Raw genomic sequence first — 20,680 nt, 5'->3', positions numbered from 1 at the left:
GGGTGGCATCTCAGAAGTTCTCGCGGAACGCCCGGAGGATGTTCTTGGTGCGCTGGGCGGAGGCCGCGTGGGCGGACATGTGGTCGAGGACCTCCAGGTGCGTGGCCACCTCCGCGCGCGAGTCGAGGTAGAGGGCACCGGTCACGTACTCGCTGTAGACCATGTCCGGCAGCTCCGGCTCCGCGAAGCGGAACAGCGCGAAGGAGGTGTACGTGCCCGGGTGCGGGCCCTTCGCGTACTCCGCGACCTGGAGCGTGATGTGATCGCTCTCCATCGCCTGGAGGAGCCGGTCGATCTGGTCGCGCATGACCGAGGCGTGGATGCTCACGGGCCGGAGCAGCGCCGTCTCGTCCATGATCACCCAGAGGTGCGGCGGGTTCTCCCGCGTCAGCAGCTGCTGCCGGTTCATGCGCAGCGCCACATGCCGCTCGATGGCCTCGGGACCGGTCTGCCCGACCGTCCCGGCCTCCAGTACGGCCCGCGCGTAGTCCTCGGTCTGCAGCAGCCCGGGCACGAAGTGCGGCTCGTACGAGCGGATCATCCAGGCCGCGCCCTCCAGGCTGACGTGCATGCTGAACCAGTCCGGCAGCACATCGTGGAACCGCTGCCACCACCCCGGCTGGTTCGCCTCCTCGGCCAGCGCGACGAAGGCGTCCAGCTCTTCGTCGGCCACGCCGTACGTCGTCAACAGCACCTGTACGTAAGGGATCTTGAGGGCGACCTCCGCCATCTCCATCCGCCGCACGGTCGCCGGCGCGACCCGCAGCACACGGGCCGCCTCCTCCCGCTTGAGCCCCGCGGCCTCCCGCAACTCCTGCAGCCGCCGCCCCAGCACCACCTGCCCCACGGTGGGCGCAGCCCGCCGCTCACTCACGCCACGCCTCCCCACGCGCCGAAGTACCCGAGCAGTGTGTCATGTCCCCCCAGAACCCTCACAGGATCCGCCGAGCCGCCATTGCCCCAGACGTAAGGACACGCTGGTTGCGCGCCGTCTGGGGGCGCTGCTTCTCGGATGGGATCTGCCGGACAGCGGGGGCGACAGTATCCACTTCAGTCCAGGTGTCTCCATGCCCGGACCCTGAGCTTGGCTCCCTCTATGCCTCCCCCCGGGAGTGGGCGCGTAGGCGTCGGCCCACTCGTGCCGTTCGGTCTCGATCCGGGCTGCGCGACGGCCGCCACCATGGCGGTCACGGCCAGGCCAACGTGCGGGGCTTCATGCAGGGGCGTTCACCTGGGTTCATGGGCGGTCGGCCCGTAGGTCGCACGCGGCACGCGTCCCCCCTGAACGCCCATGAACGGGGATGACTGAGACGGAAACTGAGACGGCCGACGGGACAGGAGTCGCCAGCCTCTTGGGCGACAAGTCGCGATCGCCGAAGCCGCTGACACCAGGTGGAGGTGAGCAACGACTGGATCTTCCGACCTGATGCGGACTACTTCGCTGGTCTGGGCGCCGCGCTAGCTATGTGCAAGCGTTAGATGCCACAGGACCGTTGTCTACGGGGGAATCGCCGCTTACCGGCAAGACGGGCATCAGCAGTCGCGGCAGCGGCATAGCTCAGGGCAGCACGTTCCAGGGAGGTATGTGATGGCTATGGGCCGACGTCGCCCCGAATCAGACCCGGAGCGCGAGCCGGGGGTCAGTATCAGTGATACCAACACAACCCCACTCCAGAACGCTGTTGGGCAGAACATCTCGCATGTGTATCAGTCGGTGCCAGTGCAAGGCGGCGTCGATGTCGAGGTAGTGCGCAGCCTACTTGCCTCTTTCCGGTTAGACGTAGACCGTTACTTTGCGGTACTGCCGAACGCTGACCTGCTGCGGATCATGGTGGAGGGCCTCGAATCTGGGCTGATTGGCCCAGACGCGGAGGCGGGGCAGCTCCGTGCCATCGTCCAGGCGCTGCCGGCACTGGTCTCTGGAACCGTGGTGCAGCAAGGAGGAGAGGCCCTCGCCCACGCCATCGGTGCGTTGCTAAACGGTGATTTTGTGCAGCTTAATCCGCGTGGGCACAAGCCTCCCGGCCCGCTCTCCGATCCAGACGACGACGAGTGGCCCGAGGAGTCTTGAGGCTGAATGGGAGACATCGCTAAAGGCGTCTTTGGCGGATTTTGGACGCTATTGACGGGCTGGATCCTGCCTACAGCTGTCAATCTGGCTATTTTCGCGCTGACGGTGCTTCCGAGCCTTCGAGGCATTTCATACCTGGCTAACTTCGCGGACACGATCTCGGCCCGCGGACCCGTGATGCTGCTTGTTTCTGCAGTGCTCTTTGGCTGGGTACTCAATGCGCTGCAGAACCCCCTCTACCGGATCATCGAGGGATACTTGTTATGGCCCAGGGGTTTGGCAGCATGGCGGGCTCGTCGACAAATCATCCTGCGAGACAACCTCAAAGACAAGGTGCTCCTCTATCGACTGCAACACAAAAATGAGAACGCGCCTCTCATGCCTCTTGAACTGGCAGATCTACGCAGGCTGCTTGCCATCTCGACAACCACCCTGGTGGGCCCATCTTCCATCATCAAAAGAGGCTTGCTTATCGAGAGACTGAATAGATACCCAGTCGATTCCGAGCAGATCGCTCCTACGCGGCTGGGAAACGCGATCCGACGATTCGAAGTATACGGCCACGACCGCTTTCAACTTGACTCACAAGTTCTCTGGAGCGAACTCACTGCGGCCGCGCCAGAACCGCTCCGCCGACAGGTTGATGTGGCCCGAGCCAGTGTCGACTTCTTTGTTGCCATGTTCTGGGGTCATTCCGCAGTCGCTGCAACAGCCATCGCTGCGCAGTTCATCGGGTCGCCTCACCGCCTAAGCCTTTCGGTCACAGCAGTGGTGCTCATTGCAGTGATCCCTCTGTGGTATAGGTCAGCTGTGACCGCGACCGATGAGTGGGACTCCGCCGTGCGAGCACTCGTGAACCTCGGCAGAGTACCGCTCGCCGCTGCATTCGGACTTGCTCTGCCGCAACAACTGTCCGAGGAACGCGACATGTGGAAAATGGTGACGCGCTTCGTACGTGTCCGCTATCACGAACGTGCCACTATGCTGGACCGATACCGGGCGCCGAACGAACCACCTTCGATCTAGCTCATCGATCACTCATGCTGGTTTTCATTCACCCTTTGACATATAGGGATATCCGCGCCCGAAGGTGTACACCCCCCCACGCTCAGCTGGGAAGCGACGGCGCTTGGGGGGCCAGATACCTTCTGAACTGGCCTTATGTGCTCTGGATTGCCGCCCGGGAGGGCATGATCACACCACTGTTGACCGTGGTTTACCGGCCTTAAGGGCACGCTATCGGCGCGCCGTCGGCTCGGAGGTGCCGGTAGTGCTTCTCGGTACCTGATCGGCAATTGGCTTCCAGCGTCGAGTCCTCGTCGGGATGGCGTCGTTGCAGGAGCACACAGAGTAGGGTCCAGCGGCGGTCGTACAACTCGGCCCGTAGGCGGCCGACGCGACTGAGCCCTCAAGCCAGGAACTTGCCGAGACTTGCCAGGACTTCGGGCGGCGACCCGAGCGGTGAAACCGGGTCGATGGGGCAGGGCGGGTGGATGCCGTCCACGTCTGTAGGGTCTCGCGGTTGGTGTCGGAGACCGCCCTCGTGACCTGCTTCTTCTTCCGTTGCCTCACGGCGGGTCGGACATCGGAGTCTCAGCTTCGTGTCGCTTCCTCGGCGGTCTGCCTTGATCGGAGCAGACCGCCGGGCACGTGACCTGGGCTGTCGCTCACCTTCCGAGTCAGCAGCCCGCAGGTCTCCTACATGTGCGGTTGTCAGATGGTTTGGGGACGAGCGCGGTGTCAGGTCGGAAGTGCGGGCACGCGTCGACGCCGCCGGCGATGGCCTGGACGCGGGCTGCCGGAGCGGAACTCGCGTGGACAAACCTCCGGGTGTGTGACCCGCACGCGCGCGCCGTGCGGTCGATGCGCTTTCCCGGCCGGTCGGACGGGCGGATCAGCGCAGTCCGGCGAAGAGATCGTTCTCGGGTAGGGCCGCGCCGGTGGCGTCCTGGACACGTACGAAGGTCTCCATGCCCATCAACTCGCCGAACCTCTCCTTGCCCATCTTGAGGAAGAAGATGTTCTCGCCCTGACTGGCGTGCGCGGCCAGCGCGTCGAACTTCTGACCGCTGAACGCGGTGGTGTCCACCCACGTGGTGATCTCGTCGTCGGGAAGGCCGATCTCGGCCAGCGTGGCGGCCTCGGCAGGGTCCGGCTCCGGCATGTCCTCATGGAACTCGCGCATGATCTCGCCGAACCGCTGCATCCCCGAGCGGGGCACCGTGGTCCAGTACACCTTCGGTGCTAGCCCGGTCATCTCCAGCGCCGCCATCGTGATGCGGTGGGCCTGGATGTGGTCGGGGTGGCCGTAGAAGCCGTTCTCGTCGTAGGTGACGACCACATCAGGCCGGTAGTGCCGCATGAGCTCCGCGAGTCGGGCCGCGCCTTCCTGCACGGGGGTCTGCCAGAAGGATCCGGGGGCGTCGTTGCTCGGCCAGCCCGTCATCCCGGAGTCGGCATAGTCCAGCATCTCCAGATCGCTGACCTTCAGGACGTCACAGCTCGCCTCAAGTTCTTGACGGCGCATCAAGGCGACCGCCGCCGGATCGTGCCCGGGATCACCCGGCTTGACACCCCCCGGTCCGTCACCGCAACCGCCGTCGGTACACGTCACGAGAACCGTGCGGATGCCTTCCGCCGCGTACCGCGCGAGCACCCCTCCGGTTCCGGTGGCCTCGTCGTCGGGGTGGGCGTGTACTGCCATGAGCGTCAAAGGCCGGTCAGTCATGAACAGTCCTCCTGCAGAAATACGTCTTGGTCCGAGTGCGCGGCGGGCGTACCGCGATGTTGGGGCCCGAATCCTGGTAGGGCGAACGACCTTGTGGTACCCGTGTTCCCCGCCCGTGCGGCGCCGGTCCCTCGGTCGATGCAACCGTGCCGGCCGGACCGGTTGTTCCCGGCGCGGCCGCCAGTGGCGCACGGATCGTCCCGGCCGCCAGGCCGACGCTGAGGAGTGGGAACGGCGAAGGTGGGAGCGTGAGGGTCCCGGCGGCCTGCGCGCGGTCCGCGATCGCATGCCCGATCGCTGACTCGTACACCACGCTCATGCCGTCTTCCTGCCCGGCGGCGACCGGCTCAAGGTCGGCCGCGATGAAAGATGGTCCGTCTCGGCCTGGGAGTTCGAGACCGACCTCTACACGGACCTGCCCGTGCGCCGGCACACCACCCGCCGCCCTGGCCAGGAGGTCGAGGCACAAGTCCGCGGCACCGACAAGGAAGCTGTCGCCATCGCGTTCGCCGAAGCGTGCGCACAGGCCGTGGACCGCGCCAAGCACCCGCACAAGTTCGGCGACATCCCGGATCGGCTCTAGCCCTTCCATGCGGCCTACTGGCTCGGGCGGCACCTCAACGGCTGCTTGAGGTGCCGCCCGGGCTTAGGACACGAAGTCAGCCTCGCACGACGAGTAGGACCAACTCGCCCAGCTCGACGCCGAACGAGGCATGGGCTCAGAGAAGGATCAAGGTCCGCTCCCACACGACCGCCGAGGGTCTGATCGGCGGGGTCACCGGGGCCTTGGCAGCCCCGGCCACACTGTTGCTCGGTACGGCTCCTCAGGCGACCTGCGGGTGGCCTCCGCCAGAATGCGCGGCATGAGCGTCAAGATGCAGCTGCGTGCCATGTCTGAGTCCGAGATCCGAGAGGAGTGGACTTGGCTGGAGGAGGTCATGGGGGACGCCCTCGACCGTTTCCAAGCCGAACGCCGGGCCGGCATCGCCGAAGTTGTGCCCCACCACTTCCACGCGCTCAATGAGGTCTACGCGGCAGCGTATTCGCCACAAGGCGCCCACGACTGGGAGCTCCCCGTCTTCGGCGGCACCCCTGTCTACCACGCCGCCAACAGCCAGCCGCCGTTCGTCATAGCCCGCCCCACCGAGGTCCGCGAGGCAGCGAACTTCCTGGCTGCGGCCTCCTTCGACGACCTCTGGGAGGCTGCCCGGCCGAAGGTCCTTCCCCCCTTCTCCGCCTTCGACGAAGCCGAGGTCAAGGGCTGGTTCCTCACACACCACACCGACCTGCGTGCCTTCTACTCCCGCTCCGTCTCAGCGGGCAATGCGGTGGTCAAGGCCTTCTGGTACTGAATCGCCATGAGCACTCCGACCACACGCGGGCCGGCGGGAAGCGTCCAACGGGTCAGCCACAACGGAACTTGCGCTCTTAGCTTGGGAAGCTGAGGTGATTTAGGGCTCGTTGTCGGGCTGACCTGTGCCGGAGCGGCATTGGCGTCTGGTGGGCCGTTGACTGGTTCCCCCAGTGTTCCCCGTGGTTCCCCGCAGGACGTGGCACGCAACTGCCACGTCCTGAGCCTTCGGACTTCGGGACCGCGGATCCTACGATGCCGGGCATGGCAAGTCTTGACGATCTCCGGCGCTCCCTGTGGGACACCAGTAGTGACTACGGCGTGCAACCACCCCTGACCGACCAGGCGATTCTGGAGGCCGAGCGGCTGCTGGACATCACGCTGCCCGGCTCTCTGCTCGACATGCTGCGCAGTCAGAACGGAGGCCAGGTCGCGGACAGTTGGGATGCCTTCCCCACCAACCAGCCGACCTCGTGGAGCGCCGATTATGTCCCCTTCGACAGTGTGATGGGCATCGGCCACCGCGAGCGAATCGTCTCCCTGCTCGACAGTCCATACCTGGCCGAAGAATGGGGGCTCCCCGCTACGGTCGTGCAGGTCTCGGGTGACGGACCCTGCTGGATCGGGCTCGACTACCGGGCCTGCGGCCGACACGGAGAACCATCGGTCACCTGGTTCGACGCCGACTTCGATTCGGAGTTGGCCCTCGCCCCGGACTTCCGATCCTTCGTCGAGGGCCTCACCTCCGCCAGCGACTTCGAGAGCCTTGAGAGCGAAGCAACACCAGACTGAGCATCGTCGCAAGGCAAGGCCCCTGGCCGACCCGCCGGCACTATGCCATCGCCCGTCACACCAGGGCGAACGTTGCTTGATGCGGCACCAGTGACCACACCACCGCCGGGCGAGCCCGTTTCGCTCCCAACGACGCTCTCTCAGTGCCACTCTGGTGCCATGGGAAGCGAAGTGCCTCCGCCGGGCCATCCACCGAGAGTCCTCAACCCCCTCTGGATCATCGCGCTCTTTCTGGGACTCTCCGAGACCACCGTAGGCATTGCAGCTGCCCAATCAAGCGGCTGGGTCCAAGGGCTGCTTGCCCTGTTCGCCGTCGTGTTCCCCGTATTGGTATCCACGGTGTTCTTCCTCATCCTGTGGCAGCGACCCGAGGTGCTCTACGCACCGGGAGACTTCCCAGAACACGTATCGATTGGCACCTACGTGGATGGCATGCGTCGCCGATCAACCCCGGATCCCGACATCATCCAGGCGGTCGTCACCGACATGCTGCGCACCGTCCTTCCGCCAGCGCTGGATAATCCCTCGGATTCTTCCAACGTGTTGGAGGATACACTTGACAATGCCAGAAGGGTTCTGGCCGAGCGCACCCTGACCGTCGACGTGAGCGCAATTACTCAAATTCCCGACGACCTGTTCCAGTGCACAGTCTTCAGCACGCAGACGGTGAGCTACTTTCTCAATTCCCTATGGGAATATCTCATGGAATTCGTTCCGCCATTTCGATATGGGCGAGATTGGGTTCTCCTGGATACGCAAAGCGACAAAAAGCTCAGGGATATGGGATCGTTCTGGGCTGCGAAAAACGGGACAGAGACTGACCATAGACTCCTGAGTGGGGTTGGCATTACTCCGGAGTCGCAACTCATTGCAATTCGTTTGAATGGTGGCAGAAGGCGCCGCCGGAACCCGATCGGCGATCCTTCCCAGCGGCGAACTCCACACCCTAGTGTCTCGTGATCCTGATTGCGTTACACGACTATCCAGTAACGTGCTGCCGCTAACTCGCAGCTTCCAGGATCCGTTGCAACTCTTAGATGTCCTCTGATGTTGTGCCAATGCCGTATGCTCGCGCCAGCACTTCGGCGATGCGTGCTCCTGGTGCGTTTTCGGCTGCCAGGGAGCGGGCGTAACTGGCTGGGGCGAGGGAATCGTTGAACTCTAGTGCCGCACGGAAGTGCTCTTCTCGTGCTCAGCCTGATTCCGTCAAGCTTAGGTACCTGTGGGGTCGGATGAAGGCGTCGAGGAAGGCGCCGGGGCGGGCGATCAACGTACACGGATTATCGCTGCCCACTTCGACCGACAACGCCGGGCTACGGTACCAGTCAACCAACAATTGCACTTCGTGCATTCCGGGAGTGACAATATATTCCACCTTGGAGCCGGTGCCGATCTTACCGATGACGACCCCATCAATCTTCACCTTGAAAGCGCGAGCTCTGAATGACCAGCGTAGCTCGCGAAGGAGCACGATAGTACCGGACATTGGGGGTTACTGCCTCCTCTGCAGATTAGGCAAACATGAGACATCCGTATTCTGCGCCGGTTCGAGGTGAGTTCGCGTCATCGACACGCACCCGCTACTATCTCGTGATCCCGTCAGCGTTACGTGATCTTGAGTGTCTCGTTGTGCCTGGCATGGAGCTTTCCGTGGAACAGGCCGCCGAGTTACAGGAGTTGGCGAGTAGCCCGGATGTGCCTGCGGACTTGGCCACGCGGGCCCGGATCGTGCTGTGGTCGGGCGAGGGGCGGCGACGCAAGGACATTGCCGAGTTGCTCGGGGTGTCGCTGCCGACCGTAGACCGCTGGAAGACCCGTTATTCCCAGCGCGGGCTGGCCGGGCTGGAAGGCGATCGTCCCGGTGGGGCCCGGGAACAGGTACCGGCGCGGGTTCGGGCACGGGTGATTGCTCTGACGCGTATGACGCCGCCGGCCTGCACCGGGCTTTCGCACTGGTCGGCACGCGAGCTGGCGAATTACCTGAAGCGGACCGAGAACATCACCGTGTCCTGGCACTACATCGCGCGGCTCTGGCGCGAGGAAGAGCTCAAGCCGCACCGTAACGGCACCTTCAAGATTTCCAAGGACCCCGCGTTCGCGGAGAAAGTCGCCGACGTGGTCGGCCTCTACCTCGCCCCACCCGGTGGCGCGGTCGTGCTCTCGATCGACGAGAAGACACAGATCCAGGCGCTGGACCGAACCCAGCCGGTCCTGCCGGTCGCCTTCGCGGCCACCGAGAAGCGCACCCACGACTACGTGCGGCACGGCACCACGAACCTGTTCGCCGCCCTCAACGTCGGCACCGGCGAAGTCATCGGCGAGTGCAAGCCGAGCCGGAACGGAAAGAACTTCCTGGCCTTTCTGAAGAAGGCAGTGAAGCCGCATGCGGGGAAGGAGATCCACGTAGTCCTGGACAACCTCTCCACCCACACCACACCGGACGTGAAGGCATGGCTGTCCAAGAACTCCCACGTCCACTTCCACTTCACCCCCGTCGGGTCTTCCTGGATCAATCAGATCGAGACCTGGTTCGGAATCCTGACCCGGCAGTCGATCCGCCACGGCACCTTCGCCAGCGTCAACGTCCTGATCACGCAGATCCGCAACTACATCGACACCTGGAACTCCGAGGCCAGGCCCTTCACTTGGACCGCGACCGCCGACGAGATCCTGGCGAAGGTCCGCCTCGTCCAGACCAACATCAAGAAGCTCGTCGCAAACAACTTGAAGTAACGCAATCAGGATCACGAGACACTAGGCGCGGGGAAAGTGTTGACGGTGTTTCAAATCCGAGGTAGATGTCTTGCATAGCCACCACTTTCGTGGAGACATCTGCTCGGGCGTTGCCACGCAACGGAACCCGGTGTCATCGTCCTTCATCGTCTCGTCTGCGCTATTCGCGATGGCGGGTACTCGCCGGAACGGTGGGCTCGTGAAGGCACTGCCCCGAAGCTCGCGGCGACCGGGCGTGGTGGACGTTGCGAGCCAGTCCCACACGTTGCCCACCATGGCGTGGACGCCGTAGGGCGAAACGCCGCTGCGGTACCGAGAAACGGACGTCGTGCGCGCCGAAGTACCCGAGCAATGTGTCATGTGCCCCCAGAACGCTCACAGGATCCGCCGAGCCGCCATTACCCCGGACGTAATCGACGCTTGCCCCACCTGCGCGGCATGGTGGACGTACCGGTTCCCGGGCCGGCGCACTCCGGCCCGGGGCCTGGACCGTGCTTGAGTTGACTGCTCGTCAGGAAATCTGTGACTGAAGGTACTTGGCCGTCGCCGGGTCCGCCGGGAGGAACGTCTCGATGGCCAGCTCTGCGACCGTCACGTCCATCGGCGTGTTGAAGGTCGAGATGGACGAGATGAACGACAGGACCCGGCCGTCGTGCTCGATCTGCATCGGGAGCGCGAAGTAGGGGACGGGATCGATCGGTTCGTCCTCCTCCGCCGGGTCCGGGACCGGATACGCCGCCACTTCCTCGTACAGGGCGCGCAGCGGCTGCGAACGGCGCAGGGCGATCTGGCGGTCCATCTGTGCGAGCAGATGGTCGCGCCAAGCGCGCAGGTTGCGGATGCGCGGCGCCAGACCCTCCGGGTGGAGGGTGAGACGCATGGCGTTCAGCGGAGGCGTGAGCAGGGACTCCGGTACGCCCTCCAGAAGCATGATGATCCCCCGGTTCGCGGCGAGGACGTTGTACGTGGCGTCGACCACCAGCGCCGGATACGGCTCGTAGCCCTGGATCAGCCGCTCCATGCCCTCGCGCAGGGCGTCCATCGACGGGTCGTCGAGCGGGGTCTCCGGGTAGTGCGGCGCATAGCCGGCCGCGAGCAGGAGCGCGTTGCGATCCCGGACAGGAATGTCGAGATGCTCGGCGAGCCGCAGCACCATCTCCTCGCTGGGCCGGGACCGGCCCGTCTCGATGAAGCTGATGTGCCGTGCCGACGAACCGGCCCGCAGCGCCAGCTCCAGCTGACTCACTCGCCGCTGCTCGCGCCAGCTGCGCAGGAGTGGGCCGATGCCCTTGTCGGTGGGGGCACTTGGGGGCGTCGCGGCTTCGGACGGGACAATGGTCATAACAAGGACCGTAATCGAGGAGTCGCGCGTGAACGAGTCGGGGAATCTGTCCTGGGAGGCCGAGGCGGTCTACCGCGCGCGGGTGCGGGGCTGTCTGCTGGGCGGGGCGGTCGGGGACGCCCTCGGCTATGCCATCGAGTTCGCCTCGCTGGAGCGGATCCGCGCCGCGTACGGGCCCGCGGGCGTGACCGGGCTCGTCCCCGACGGCGACGGGATCGTGGGCCGGGTCAGCGACGACACACAGATGACGCTCTTCACCGTGGAAGGGCTCCAGCAGGCTCACGCGCGGACCCGGCTCAAAGGGATCGGCGGTGCGTCGACCGCACTGGTCCGGCAGGCGTACGAGCGGTGGCTGGAGACACAGCACAAGGCCGAACCCGACGCGACGGCGACCGGCGGGCTCGCCGCGCAGGCCTGGCTGTACGCGCGCCGCGCCCCGGGCAACGCGTGTCTGTCCGGGCTCGCGCAGCAGCACATCCCCGACCCGTGGGCTGAGCTCGGTCCGCCAGGGCCCGTCAATGCGGAGTCCAAGGGATGCGGCACGGTGATGCGCTCGGCGCCGTTCGGGCTCATGGTGCGCACCCCGGTCCGGCACGCGTTCGAGCTGGCCGCGCGGTGCGCCCAGATCACCCATGGTCACCCCACGGGCTACTACGCCGCCGGGACGCTGGCCGCGATCGTCGGCCATCTTGTCGCGGGGGACTCCCTGGAAGGTGCCGTCCTGCGCACGCTGCGGCTGCTCGCCCGCCATCCCGGGCACGAGGAGACGACGCTCGCCCTGAACCGCGCCCTCGACCTGGCGGCGCTCGGCGCGCCCGGTGCGGAGAAGGTCGAGTCCCTCGGCGCCGGCTGGATCGCCGAGGAGGCCCTGGCCATCGGCGTCTATTGCGCCCTCGTCGGCGACAAGGTCACCGACGCCCTCCTGCTCTCCGTCAACCATTCCGGCGACAGCGACTCCACCGGGTCCATCTGCGGCAACCTCCTCGGCGCCCGGTACGGCGACCACAGCCTCCCTCAGGAGTGGCTGGAGCGGATCGAGGGGCGCGCGCAGATCGCCGCCCTGGCGGACGACTTCGCGACGGAGTGCGTACGGCGCTGAGGCCCACCTGGTAGGGGCCTCTTAGGGGCGCGGGGAACTGCGCAATCTTTTAGGGGGTTCTGGGGGTGCAGCCCCCAGGCACGGGACGGGTAGGGGTGGAGGGGGCGAAAACCGCACGCCGATCCAGCCGACGGCAAGGGACTGTGGCACGCTGAGGCACAGCCTCACCCGCACCCCCCGTCGGACGAAAGGAGCGAGGTCATGGCCGTCGAACCGTTGTCGCAGAAGGAGATCGAGGAGCGGCTGGCGGAGCTGCCGGGCTGGTCGGTGGACGGCGACCGGCTCGCCCGTTCCTACCGGCTCGGCTCACACTTCGCGGCGACCGCGATGGTCGTGCACATCGCCCAGGTGCAGGAGGAGCTGAACCACCACTCCGACCTCACGCTCGGCTACAACACCGTCTCCCTCGCGGTGAACACGCACAGCGTCGGCGGCGCCGTCACCGAACTCGACTTCGATCTCGCCCGCAGGGTGGAGGACCTCGCCCCGGGGCACGGGGCAAACTGACCCACGTGCTGGACTACGACAAGGAAGCGGACGCGTACGACGCGACGCGGGGCGGTGAGCCCCGAGCCGCCGCGGCCGCCGACGCCGTGCTCGGCCTCGTCCCGGAGGCCGCGCGCAGCCTGCTCGACGTCGCGTGCGGCACCGGGATCGTGACGCGCCGCCTCGCCGCAGGACGGCCGGGGCTGAGGGTGACGGGCGCGGACGCCGCGCACGGCATGGCGCGGCTGGCGGCCGCGCGCCTCCCGGGTGCCGTAGTCCTCGCCGACTCCCGTCAACTCCCCTTCGGAGACGGCTCGTTCGACGCCGTATCCATCGTCTGGCTGCTGCATCTGCTGGACGACGCGGCGCCCGTCGTCGCCGAGGCCGCCCGCGTCCTGCGCCCCGGCGGCGTTCTCGTCACCACCGTCGACAAGGCCGCCGCCCACCACGTTGGCAGCGACATGGACGCACTTGCCGCGCCCTACCGCGAGGAGCGCGCTACGGACGAGGCCTGGCTCGTCACGGCGTACGCCGCCGAACATGGCCTGCAGCCGAACGGTACGGCCCGGTTCCGGGGCCACGGCCAGGGACGGATCCCGCGCCGCCTGGCCCGCTACGTCCGGAACGGCGAGATCTACGCGGACGGCGGCACCACTCTCGCCGAGCGCATCGAGGCGCTCCCGGATCCGGACTCACCGCGCCCGGACCCCGAGTTCACCCTGCGGGCGTTCCGGAAGGCCTGACCCGGCCCGCGGTCGGGCGGGCCCTCACGCCGCCGGTTTCCGAGGGCGTCCGTGCTCAAACAGCTCCCCGCCGTGTGAACTCCATGACCCAGTTGGTCACCCACGTCCTCTCCCCGTCCACGGAGAACGCCTGCTCCCAGCGCGCCGTGGTCTGCGAGATCCCCGACCACAGGAACCGCACCCGCACGTCCTTCCCGTCGTGCGTGTCGTCCCCGTAGAACTCGCCCCTGCCATCGGTGAATCGACCGATCACCGGAGGGAACAGCTTACCGCCGCGGCTGGAGGACCAGTTCAGGGACCACTCCCGCGCGGCGGTGTCGAAGAGCCGCAGGGTGAGCCCCTTCCAGCCCTGACTCGGCACGTCCATCTCGTCGACGTTCGCGGCCCCGTCGAACAGGCTCCAGCAGCGGTTGGTGGCCGGGAACTCCTCCCAGTCGCTGTCGGTGTCGAGGAAGTCGGTGCGGCGCCGGTTGAGGACGGCCCACTCGCCGTGGAAGAAGTCGAAGTCGTGCGCGGTGCTCATGAGCGGTCTCCCGTAGTGCCCTCGGGAAGCGAGTCCGCGAGGTAGGCGTCGAGGTCGGGGACGTCGGGCGCCAGCATGTGCCGCGCCCAGGCGTCGCGTTCGTGCAGAATCGGCGGCAGCTCCCAGACGCAGCCGATCCACGGCAGGTCGGGCGTGATGAAGTGCGTGGGGTCCCGGTCCGGGCAGCCCAGCACCGGCTGGCCCGCCGACGCGCCCCGGAAGTGCAGGACGTTGTCCCACACCCAGCTGTACGCGTTGAGATACGCGCCGTCGTCGCCGCCCCGGTGCAGGACGACGAAGGTCGCGGGCGGCGTGCCGTCCGGCTCCGGAAGCAGCTTCGGGAGCATCGCGTACGCCGCCTGCTCCACCTCGGGCGCGATGCCCGCCGGATCGGCGGTGACGTGGTAGCGCTTGATCCGCCGTCCCGCCACCTCGATGGGCGGCGGCGCGGTCAGCAGTTTTTCCGAGAAGGCCATGCGAGGAAGCTAGGCCCGCTTCACTGACACCTTCTGTCAGTGAAGTCTGGGATTCTGGAGCGGTGAAATCAGCGCGGCTCGTCTCGATCCTCCTGCTCCTCCAGACCCGCGGCCGGATGACCGCCGCCCAGCTCGCCGAGGAGCTCGACGTCTCGGTGCGCACGGTCTACCGGGACGTCGAGGCGCTGGGCGCGGCCGGCGTCCCGCTGTACGGCGACGCCGGCCACGCGGGCGGTTACCAGCTCCTCGACGGTTACCGCACCCGCCTCACCGGCCTCACCACCGACGAGGCCGAGGCCCTCTTCCTCGCGGGCGTCCCCGGACCCGCCGCCGAGCTCGGCCTCGGCTCGGTCCTTGCCGCGGCCCAGCTGAAGGTGCGCGCCGCCCTCCCGCGCGAGCTGCGCGCGCACGCAGACCGGATCAGCGGCCGCTTCCACCTGGACGCGCCCGGCTGGTACGCGGACGCCGAAGAGACCCCGTACCTCCCCGCCGTCGCCGACGCCGTCTGGAACAGCCGTGTCCTGCACATCCGCTACCGCCGCTGGCGCGAGCCCACCGATGTGGAGCGCCGCCTGGAGCCGTACGGCCTCGTCCTGAAGGCGGGCCGCTGGTACGTCGTGGCGGGGCCGGGTCCGCGGACGTTCCGCGTGGACCAGATCCTCGAACTCGCCTCGTCCGAGGAGGAGTTCGGCCGCCCGGGGGACTTCGATCTCGCCGGGTACTGGTCCGCGTACCAGAGGAACTTCCATGAGCGACTGCACCGTGCGGAGGCGGTCGTCCGACTGGCCCCGGGAATCCGGCTGAGCAGCCCGGCTGCGGAGGCGGTGGCGGCCAACGGCCGTACCGGCGAGGACGGTTGGACGCGCGCCACCGTACCCATCGAGTCCGTGGACCACGCCCACCACGACTTCCTCCGCCTCGGTACGGACATCGAGGTGCTCGAACCGGCGGAGCTGCGGGAGCGGATCGCTCGGACGGTGACCGCGCTGGCGCGCACATACGCGGGATAGAGAGCGCTTGCCCAAGAGCGGCAACTCCCCTGCTCGCAGTGGCAGCTGAGGGAACAGAAGCAGTCTGTCCCCTCAGGAGGTACTCACCGTGCAGCACCCGCACAGGCAGCACCGCAGACGCGCGATCGGATCCGCGATGGCCGCCGCGGCGGCCCTCTTCGCCGCCGGGCTCACCGCACTCGGCACCGGATCGGCCCAGGCCACCAACGAGCCCTCGACCGGGGTGTCGTCAGCGTCCACGCCGACAGCGGCAACCTCGTCAGCTGGCGCTGGCTCGGCACCGATCCGAACGACGTGTCGTTCAACGTCTACCGAGCCGGTACGAAGGTCAACTCGTCCCCGATCACCGGCTCGAGCGGTTGAAGATGATCCCGGGGACGAAGCCGCCGCCGTCGACCCGGGCGTTCTTCCAGGTGTACGTGTCCGCGGTGAGCGTGGTCGCCGTGGGGGCTTTGGCGGCCACTGCGGGCGGGGTGCCGGCCAGTAAACCGGCCGCGAGCGCGAGCACGGCTGTGAGGATGCGGGTTCTTCGCACGGTGGGGGTCCTCTCTTGAAGAGGGGGGCGCGACGGCCGGACGGCCCTCAGTGCGGGTGAGGACCGCCCGGCCCGAGCCCTGCCGCACGGAGGCGACAGGGCCTGGTACGCGAAGCCATAGCGGGGACTTATTCGAGGAGCTCCGCGTACGAGCCCATGGCGAGGGCTATGTCCGCCTGGGCCCAGAACCGGTGGTACGTGAAGGAGGGCGCGGCCCCGCCCGCCAGATAGTTCTCGATCTTCGACCAGGCCGGGTCGTTCTTGTAGAAGGACCGGAGCGAGGTGAAGGTCGAGGAGGAGTTGATCGAGTCGCCGCTCGGCATCTTGCCGCTCCAGCCGCTCGGCACATACACGGTGTCGTCGAAGCGGTTGTAGTCGGCGCGGGTCTCCGGGACGGCGATGCCCAGGCTGTCCTGGTCATTGCTCCACATGCCGTCGAGCAGCGCCTTCGCCGTCGTCTTCGCCTGGGTGTTGCCGGACTTCGCGGCGTAGTACGACAGGGTCTTGGCGTAGGCGGCCGCCACGCCCACGTCGTCGGTGTAGTCGGCGACGGTGACGTGAAGTCCGCTGTTGGCGCCGGGACTCGACGCGTTCCAGGCGTCGGGCGCGCCCGACCACTGGAGAGTGGAGGGGATCTGGTAGGTGCCGTCCGGGTTGATCGTGGTCTTGGACAGCGCCCAGGAGACCCACTTGTCGAGGATCGCCTTCGCGCTCGCGTTCCCGGTCTGCTGGTAGTACTCGGCGACCCGCTCCATGGACCAGGCCTGGAAGCCGAACCACTGGTTGGACGGCGGGTCGTGGTACACCGGCTGCTGGTCGTAGTACATGCCGTAGAACGTCGGCGTCCCGGTGGGCGGCGTCGCGTAGCGGCCCGCCCAGCTGTTGGTCGCACCGCCGGCAATGGCGCCCTCGTTCGACTGGAGCCAGCGGCAGAACTCCAGCTGCCGGGTGAGAGATGTGCCCCAATCGGCCGCCCCTGTCGAAGACTTGGGCTTCAGGTCCGCGTAGGAGCTGAGTGCGTACGCTGCCAGCGGGTTCTGGTAGCCGCCGTGCACATGGCTGGATCCGATGCGCCAGGCCCAGCCCGCGCTGGTGTCGGTGGCGCCGCCCCATGCGTAGTACCAGGACAGAAGGTAGTGCGAGGCGTCCTTGCCGGTGCCGGCCGCGCAGGTCGACGGACCGACACAGTTGCCGATCTTCTTGAAGTACTTGTCGTACATGGCGTAGCGCAGATAGTCGCCCATCTTCGCGGCCTTGCCGACCGTCGCGGACACATCGCTTCCCTTGCCCTGCGCCTTGGCCCAGACATCGGCCCAGTACGCGGCCTGCACCGCGCGCGCGTCGGCGTCGGGAGCGTCGGTGTACTTCCACTGCTTGGCGTACGAGGAGTCCCCGGTGAACAGGTCCAAGTACCCGCTCGTGCCGCCGTACTTGAAGGCGTCACAGGTCGGCTGCGGCACCGTCTCCCACACCGACTCCTGCACGCCGCGCTGGAAGGTGTTGATGTACGAGGGGCCGGTCGCGGTCGGTCCGGCCTCGCACTTGCCGGGCTCGTCGCCGTAGCCGTAGACGTTGTCGACGTCCTGCAGCCAGTGCATGCCGTAGACGTCGTCCGTGCCGTACGCGCTCTTCAGCTCGCCCGCGATCGGGTCCGAGCCGACCGAGACGCCGGTGTCGAGCTTGGCCGGGTACTCGCCCGGGGTGTCCAGCTCGGGTGCGTAGGTCGCCGGCTTCGAGGCGTTGTAGAAGGAGTTCGTGGGCTGGTCGGCGTGCGTGGGGATCATGTACGTCTCCATGGTCGTCCACGCGGCGTTGAATTTGGACCAGTCGCCGGTGACCTTCCCGTACATCGCCTGCAGCCAGATCAGATAGCTGTACGCCTCCGACGTGGTCTCATGACCTTGGTCCGGCGCCTCGACGATCAGCGTCTCCACCGAGTGGTAGGGGATGCCTTCGGGGGAGAAGTAGCCGTTCGCCGGGTTGGTGATCTTGCCGTACAGGTCCAGGAAACGGGCGTCGTACGCCTTCGAGGCGGCCAGTTCCGTCACGGTGACCTTGGCCTTGGTGTGGCCGGTCGCGGAGGCCGTGAAGGTCGCGGCTCCCGAGCCGGAGGCGTCGGCGGTGATGGTCACGGTCTGGGCCGTGTTCCAGTTGGACGGGGTGAAGGTGAGCGAGGAGCCGCCGGTGACGGACAGGCCGGTGTTGCCGTCCGTGCGAGCGGTGGACACCGTCACGTTCGCGCTCGGCTGCGTCGACAGCTTCACGTCGAAGGTGCCCGACTTGCCCTGCTGAACGCCGAGTTGGCTCGGCGAGGCCACCACGGCGGGACCCGAGACGACGGTGATGCCGACCGGGGTGGAATCCGCCGACGCGCCGAGACTGTCGTACGCCTTGGCGACCAGTGAATGACTGCCCACGGTCAACTCGGAGGCCGACAGCGTGTAGGGAGAGCTGGTGTCCGTGCCCAGCAGCGTCGTGTCGTCGTAGAACTCGACCTTGCTGATCGTCGCGCTGTCGGCGGCCGCGGCGGTGGCAGCCAGCGGGATCGGGTCGCCCTGGGTGTAGACGGCGCCCGCGGTCGGGCTCGTCAGCACGGTGACCGGCGGCTGGTGCGCGCCCGCGCAGGTCGTGCCGTTGATCGCGAAGGAGGCGGGTGCGGCGTTGGTACCGCTGTAGGTGAACTGCGCCCCGGTGGAGACGGCGGCCCCAGCGGCGATCGTCCCGTTCCAGGAGGCGTTCTTCGCGGTGACCGTCTTGCCGGACTGGGACCAGGTGCCGTTCCAGCCGTTGGTGAGGGCCTGGTTGCCCGTGTAGTCGTACGTCAGTGTCCAGCCGTTGATGGCGTCCGTACCGCGGTTGCTGATCGTCAGATCCGCGGTGAAGCCGGAGCCCCAGTCATTGGTCTTGTAGTCCACGCTGCACTGAACCGTGGCCGCCTGTGCGGGAGTTGTACCGGTCGCCAGTGTCGCGAGGGGGAGCGCGAGGGCCGCCACGACAGCAGTCCACAACCGCCGCGCGGTGCGGCGTCTCCTTCTGGGGTGCATGTGCTGGTTCCTCCTTGCGGCTCGGAGAATGGGGGGAGGAGCAACAAGCCTTGAACCAGTGGGAGCGCTCCCATATTGGAGAGAGGGGTGTGAGGGGTCAAGGTGCTTGAAGAGTCGAAATGATTCGATTGATCAACAGTGCAACACCTCTGTCCTTTGCCGACACTTGGCGCTAGCTTCATCCGCACCAGTGGGAGCGATTCCATCAGTCGACGCGTCCGTCACGACGCGCCCGAGCTGCAAGGAGTCGCTCATGCGACACCCCCCGCGTTTGAGTCTTTTAGTGGTCGGCGCCGCGGTCGCCCTCGTGGGCACCGCGATCGCGCCGGTCGTCACGGCTTCAGGAGCCACACCCGCGTGCACGGTGGAGTACTCCGTCACCGGTCAGTGGGACACCGGCTTCCAGGGCGCCGTGAAAATCACCAACAACGCGGCCACGGTGAGCAGTTGGAGCATCGGCTTCGGCTTCGCCAACGGCCAGAAGATCAACCAGGGCTGGAACGCCAAGTGGTCCCAGTCCGGGACGACGGTCACCGCGTCCAACGAGAGCTGGAACGGCTCGTTGGGTTCGGGGGCAAGTGTCAGCGCCGGCTTCCTCGCCTCATGGTCGGGGAGCAACGCCGTACCGACGGCGTTCAAGCTCAACGGGACCACGTGCAACGTGGATTCCGAACCGACGCCGACGCCGACGCCGACCGAGCCTCCCCCGGACGGCACGGCACCGGCGCTGCACGTCTTGGGGAACAAGCTCGTGGACGCCGGCGGCGGCGCCCGCCGACTGCTGGGCGTCAACCGCTCCGGCGGCGAGTTCATGTGTATCCAGGGCCGTGGAATCTTCGACGGTCCGGTCGACGACGCGTCGGTCAAGGCGATCGCCGACTGGAAGGCCAACACGGTCCGCATTCCGCTGAACGAGGAGTGCTGGCTGGGCCTGTCGAACATCGACGCCCAGTACGCAGGCGCCCACTACATCGCCGCCGTCAAGGACTTGGTCGCCAAGGTCGAGGCGCACGGCATGACACCGCTCGTCGAACTGCACTGGTCCTACGGCCAGTACACCGGCAACTCCTCGGGCTGCTCCGACGTGCACGCCAGCTGTCAGAAGCCGATGCCGGACGCCCAGTACGCCCCGTCCTTCTGGGCCTCGGTCGCGAGCACCTTCAAGGACGACCCGGCCGTCGCGTTCGACCTGTTCAACGAGCCCTACCCGGACCGCGCGACCTCCACGACCACCCAGGCGTGGACCTGCTGGCGGGACGGCGGGAACTGCCCCGGCATCTCCTACGAGGTCGCCGGAATGCAGGACCTTGTCGACGCGGTGCGCGGCACCGGCGCCAAGAACCTGATCCTGGCCGGCGGGCTCGCCTATTCCAACGACCTGAGCCAGTGGCTGACGTACAAGCCCAGTGATCCGACGGGCAATCTCGTCGCCGCGTACCACGTCTACAACTTCAACACCTGTGCCAGTGAGAGCTGCTGGAACTCGACGCTCGCCCCGGTGGCCGCCCAAGTCCCGCTCGTGGCGGGGGAGATCGGCGAGAACACCTGCTCCCACTCCTTCGTCGACACCGTCATGAAGTGGTTCGACGGCCGGGGGCTCTCCTACCTCGGCTGGACCTGGAACACCTGGGACTGCTCCTCCGGCCCCTCCCTGATCTCCGATTACGACGGAACTCCCACGTCGTACGGCATCGGGCTGCGCGATCACCTGCGTGCCCTCAACGGCTAGTCCCCCACCGAAAGTCCT

General features: G+C 66.8%; 20 protein-coding genes and 2 pseudogenes. 13 read left to right on the top strand and 9 right to left on the bottom strand.

Translation table 11 applies throughout. From position 1 onward, the window contains the following. Positions 1-10: 10 nt before the first annotated feature. A complete protein-coding gene (locus ACIBK0_RS13485) occupies positions 11-874 on the bottom strand; it encodes a helix-turn-helix domain-containing protein (RefSeq protein ID WP_399078952.1) in 864 nt (287 codons plus the stop codon). A gap of 714 nt (positions 875-1,588) precedes the next feature. Here ACIBK0_RS13485 and ACIBK0_RS13480 point away from each other — a divergent pair. Further along, positions 1,589-2,071 carry a hypothetical protein gene (locus ACIBK0_RS13480; RefSeq protein WP_399078950.1) on the top strand — a complete coding sequence of 161 codons (483 nt, stop codon included), beginning with the start codon at positions 1,589-1,591 and terminating at the stop codon, positions 2,069-2,071. A gap of 6 nt (positions 2,072-2,077) precedes the next feature. Beyond that, positions 2,078-3,097, top strand: a complete 1,020-nt coding sequence (locus tag ACIBK0_RS13475) for a hypothetical protein (RefSeq protein WP_399078948.1) — start codon at positions 2,078-2,080, stop codon at positions 3,095-3,097. An 868-nt stretch (positions 3,098-3,965) separates the two neighbouring features. Here ACIBK0_RS13475 and ACIBK0_RS13470 read toward each other — a convergent pair. Then, on the bottom strand, positions 3,966-4,799 hold the full coding sequence (locus tag ACIBK0_RS13470; protein ID WP_399078946.1) for a PIG-L family deacetylase: 834 nt from the start codon (positions 4,797-4,799) through the stop codon (positions 3,966-3,968). 421 nt (positions 4,800-5,220) lie between these two features. Between ACIBK0_RS13470 and ACIBK0_RS13465 the strand changes: the two genes are divergently transcribed. From ACIBK0_RS13465 to ACIBK0_RS13450, 4 genes are all read left to right on the top strand, one after another. Next, a complete protein-coding gene (locus ACIBK0_RS13465) occupies positions 5,221-5,382 on the top strand; it encodes a hypothetical protein (protein WP_399078944.1) in 162 nt (53 codons plus the stop codon). A 280-nt stretch (positions 5,383-5,662) separates the two neighbouring features. Beyond that, a complete protein-coding gene (locus tag ACIBK0_RS13460) occupies positions 5,663-6,151 on the top strand; it encodes a DUF1877 family protein (protein ID WP_399078942.1) in 489 nt (162 codons plus the stop codon). 263 nt (positions 6,152-6,414) lie between these two features. Beyond that, positions 6,415-6,942: an SMI1/KNR4 family protein gene (locus ACIBK0_RS13455; RefSeq protein ID WP_399078940.1), complete on the top strand. Its 528-nt coding sequence runs from the start codon at positions 6,415-6,417 to the stop codon at positions 6,940-6,942. A gap of 159 nt (positions 6,943-7,101) precedes the next feature. Continuing rightward, positions 7,102-7,902, top strand: coding sequence for a hypothetical protein (locus ACIBK0_RS13450; protein WP_399078938.1), 801 nt, complete (start codon positions 7,102-7,104; stop codon positions 7,900-7,902). Between the two features lie 232 nt (positions 7,903-8,134). Here the strand turns inward: ACIBK0_RS13450 and ACIBK0_RS13445 are convergent, their stop codons facing one another. Next, positions 8,135-8,428 carry a hypothetical protein gene (locus tag ACIBK0_RS13445; RefSeq protein WP_399078936.1) on the bottom strand — a complete coding sequence of 98 codons (294 nt, stop codon included), beginning with the start codon at positions 8,426-8,428 and terminating at the stop codon, positions 8,135-8,137. Positions 8,429-8,592: 164 nt separating this feature from the next. Here ACIBK0_RS13445 and ACIBK0_RS13440 point away from each other — a divergent pair, with 164 nt between their 5' ends. After that, a complete protein-coding gene (locus ACIBK0_RS13440) occupies positions 8,593-9,675 on the top strand; it encodes an IS630 family transposase (protein ID WP_399078934.1) in 1,083 nt (360 codons plus the stop codon). Positions 9,676-9,696: 21 nt separating this feature from the next. Here ACIBK0_RS13440 and ACIBK0_RS13435 read toward each other — a convergent pair whose 3' ends face one another. Continuing rightward, positions 9,697-10,035, bottom strand: coding sequence for an SUMF1/EgtB/PvdO family nonheme iron enzyme (locus ACIBK0_RS13435; RefSeq protein ID WP_399078932.1), 339 nt, complete (start codon positions 10,033-10,035; stop codon positions 9,697-9,699). 151 nt (positions 10,036-10,186) lie between these two features. Further along, positions 10,187-11,017, bottom strand: coding sequence for a helix-turn-helix domain-containing protein (locus tag ACIBK0_RS13430; protein ID WP_399078930.1), 831 nt, complete (start codon positions 11,015-11,017; stop codon positions 10,187-10,189). Positions 11,018-11,045: 28 nt separating this feature from the next. On the opposite strand from ACIBK0_RS13430, the gene ACIBK0_RS13425 reads away from it, so the two are divergent. The 3 genes from ACIBK0_RS13425 (at position 11,046) to ACIBK0_RS13415 (ending at position 13,345) form a co-directional block, all read left to right on the top strand. Then, positions 11,046-12,116, top strand: coding sequence for an ADP-ribosylglycohydrolase family protein (locus tag ACIBK0_RS13425; RefSeq protein WP_399078927.1), 1,071 nt, complete (start codon positions 11,046-11,048; stop codon positions 12,114-12,116). Positions 12,117-12,317: 201 nt separating this feature from the next. Continuing rightward, positions 12,318-12,623, top strand: a complete 306-nt coding sequence (locus ACIBK0_RS13420; protein ID WP_399078924.1) for a 4a-hydroxytetrahydrobiopterin dehydratase — start codon at positions 12,318-12,320, stop codon at positions 12,621-12,623. 5 nt (positions 12,624-12,628) lie between these two features. Beyond that, the gene (locus ACIBK0_RS13415) at positions 12,629-13,345 is read left to right on the top strand and encodes a methyltransferase domain-containing protein (RefSeq protein ID WP_399078921.1); all 717 of its coding nucleotides are present in this window, start codon (positions 12,629-12,631) and stop codon (positions 13,343-13,345) included. Positions 13,346-13,400: 55 nt separating this feature from the next. Here the strand turns inward: ACIBK0_RS13415 and ACIBK0_RS13410 are convergent, their stop codons facing one another. Next, positions 13,401-13,868, bottom strand: coding sequence for a hypothetical protein (locus tag ACIBK0_RS13410; RefSeq protein WP_399078919.1), 468 nt, complete (start codon positions 13,866-13,868; stop codon positions 13,401-13,403). Then, a complete protein-coding gene (locus ACIBK0_RS13405) occupies positions 13,865-14,344 on the bottom strand; it encodes a hypothetical protein (protein ID WP_399078917.1) in 480 nt (159 codons plus the stop codon). Before ACIBK0_RS13405 ends, ACIBK0_RS13410 begins: the two co-directional genes overlap by 4 nt. 62 nt (positions 14,345-14,406) lie before the next feature. Here ACIBK0_RS13405 and ACIBK0_RS13400 point away from each other — a divergent pair, with 62 nt between their 5' ends. Together ACIBK0_RS13400 and ACIBK0_RS13395 are read left to right on the top strand one after the other, a co-directional pair. Then, complete coding sequence (locus tag ACIBK0_RS13400; protein ID WP_399078915.1) at positions 14,407-15,354, top strand: helix-turn-helix transcriptional regulator; 948 nt, start codon at positions 14,407-14,409, stop codon at positions 15,352-15,354. A gap of 88 nt (positions 15,355-15,442) precedes the next feature. After that, positions 15,443-15,711 (top strand): annotated as a pseudogene (locus tag ACIBK0_RS13395) (rhamnogalacturonan lyase); the annotation flags it as partial. Here the strand turns inward: ACIBK0_RS13395 and ACIBK0_RS13390 are convergent. Beyond that, positions 15,701-15,889, bottom strand: a pseudogene (locus ACIBK0_RS13390) (hypothetical protein); the annotation flags it as partial. The pseudogenes ACIBK0_RS13395 and ACIBK0_RS13390 overlap by 11 nt on opposite strands. A gap of 128 nt (positions 15,890-16,017) precedes the next feature. Then, positions 16,018-18,933: a glycoside hydrolase family 48 protein gene (locus tag ACIBK0_RS13385; RefSeq protein ID WP_399078913.1), complete on the bottom strand. Its 2,916-nt coding sequence runs from the start codon at positions 18,931-18,933 to the stop codon at positions 16,018-16,020. Positions 18,934-19,186: 253 nt separating this feature from the next. Here ACIBK0_RS13385 and ACIBK0_RS13380 point away from each other — a divergent pair, with 253 nt between their 5' ends. After that, a complete protein-coding gene (locus tag ACIBK0_RS13380) occupies positions 19,187-20,662 on the top strand; it encodes a cellulase family glycosylhydrolase (protein WP_399078912.1) in 1,476 nt (491 codons plus the stop codon). Positions 20,663-20,680 lie beyond the last annotated feature (18 nt).

The organism is Streptomyces sp. NPDC050564 (assembly GCF_044457265.1).
Taxonomy (GTDB): domain Bacteria; phylum Actinomycetota; class Actinomycetes; order Streptomycetales; family Streptomycetaceae; genus Streptomyces.
This window is presented reverse-complemented; position numbering and strand designations above follow the sequence as displayed.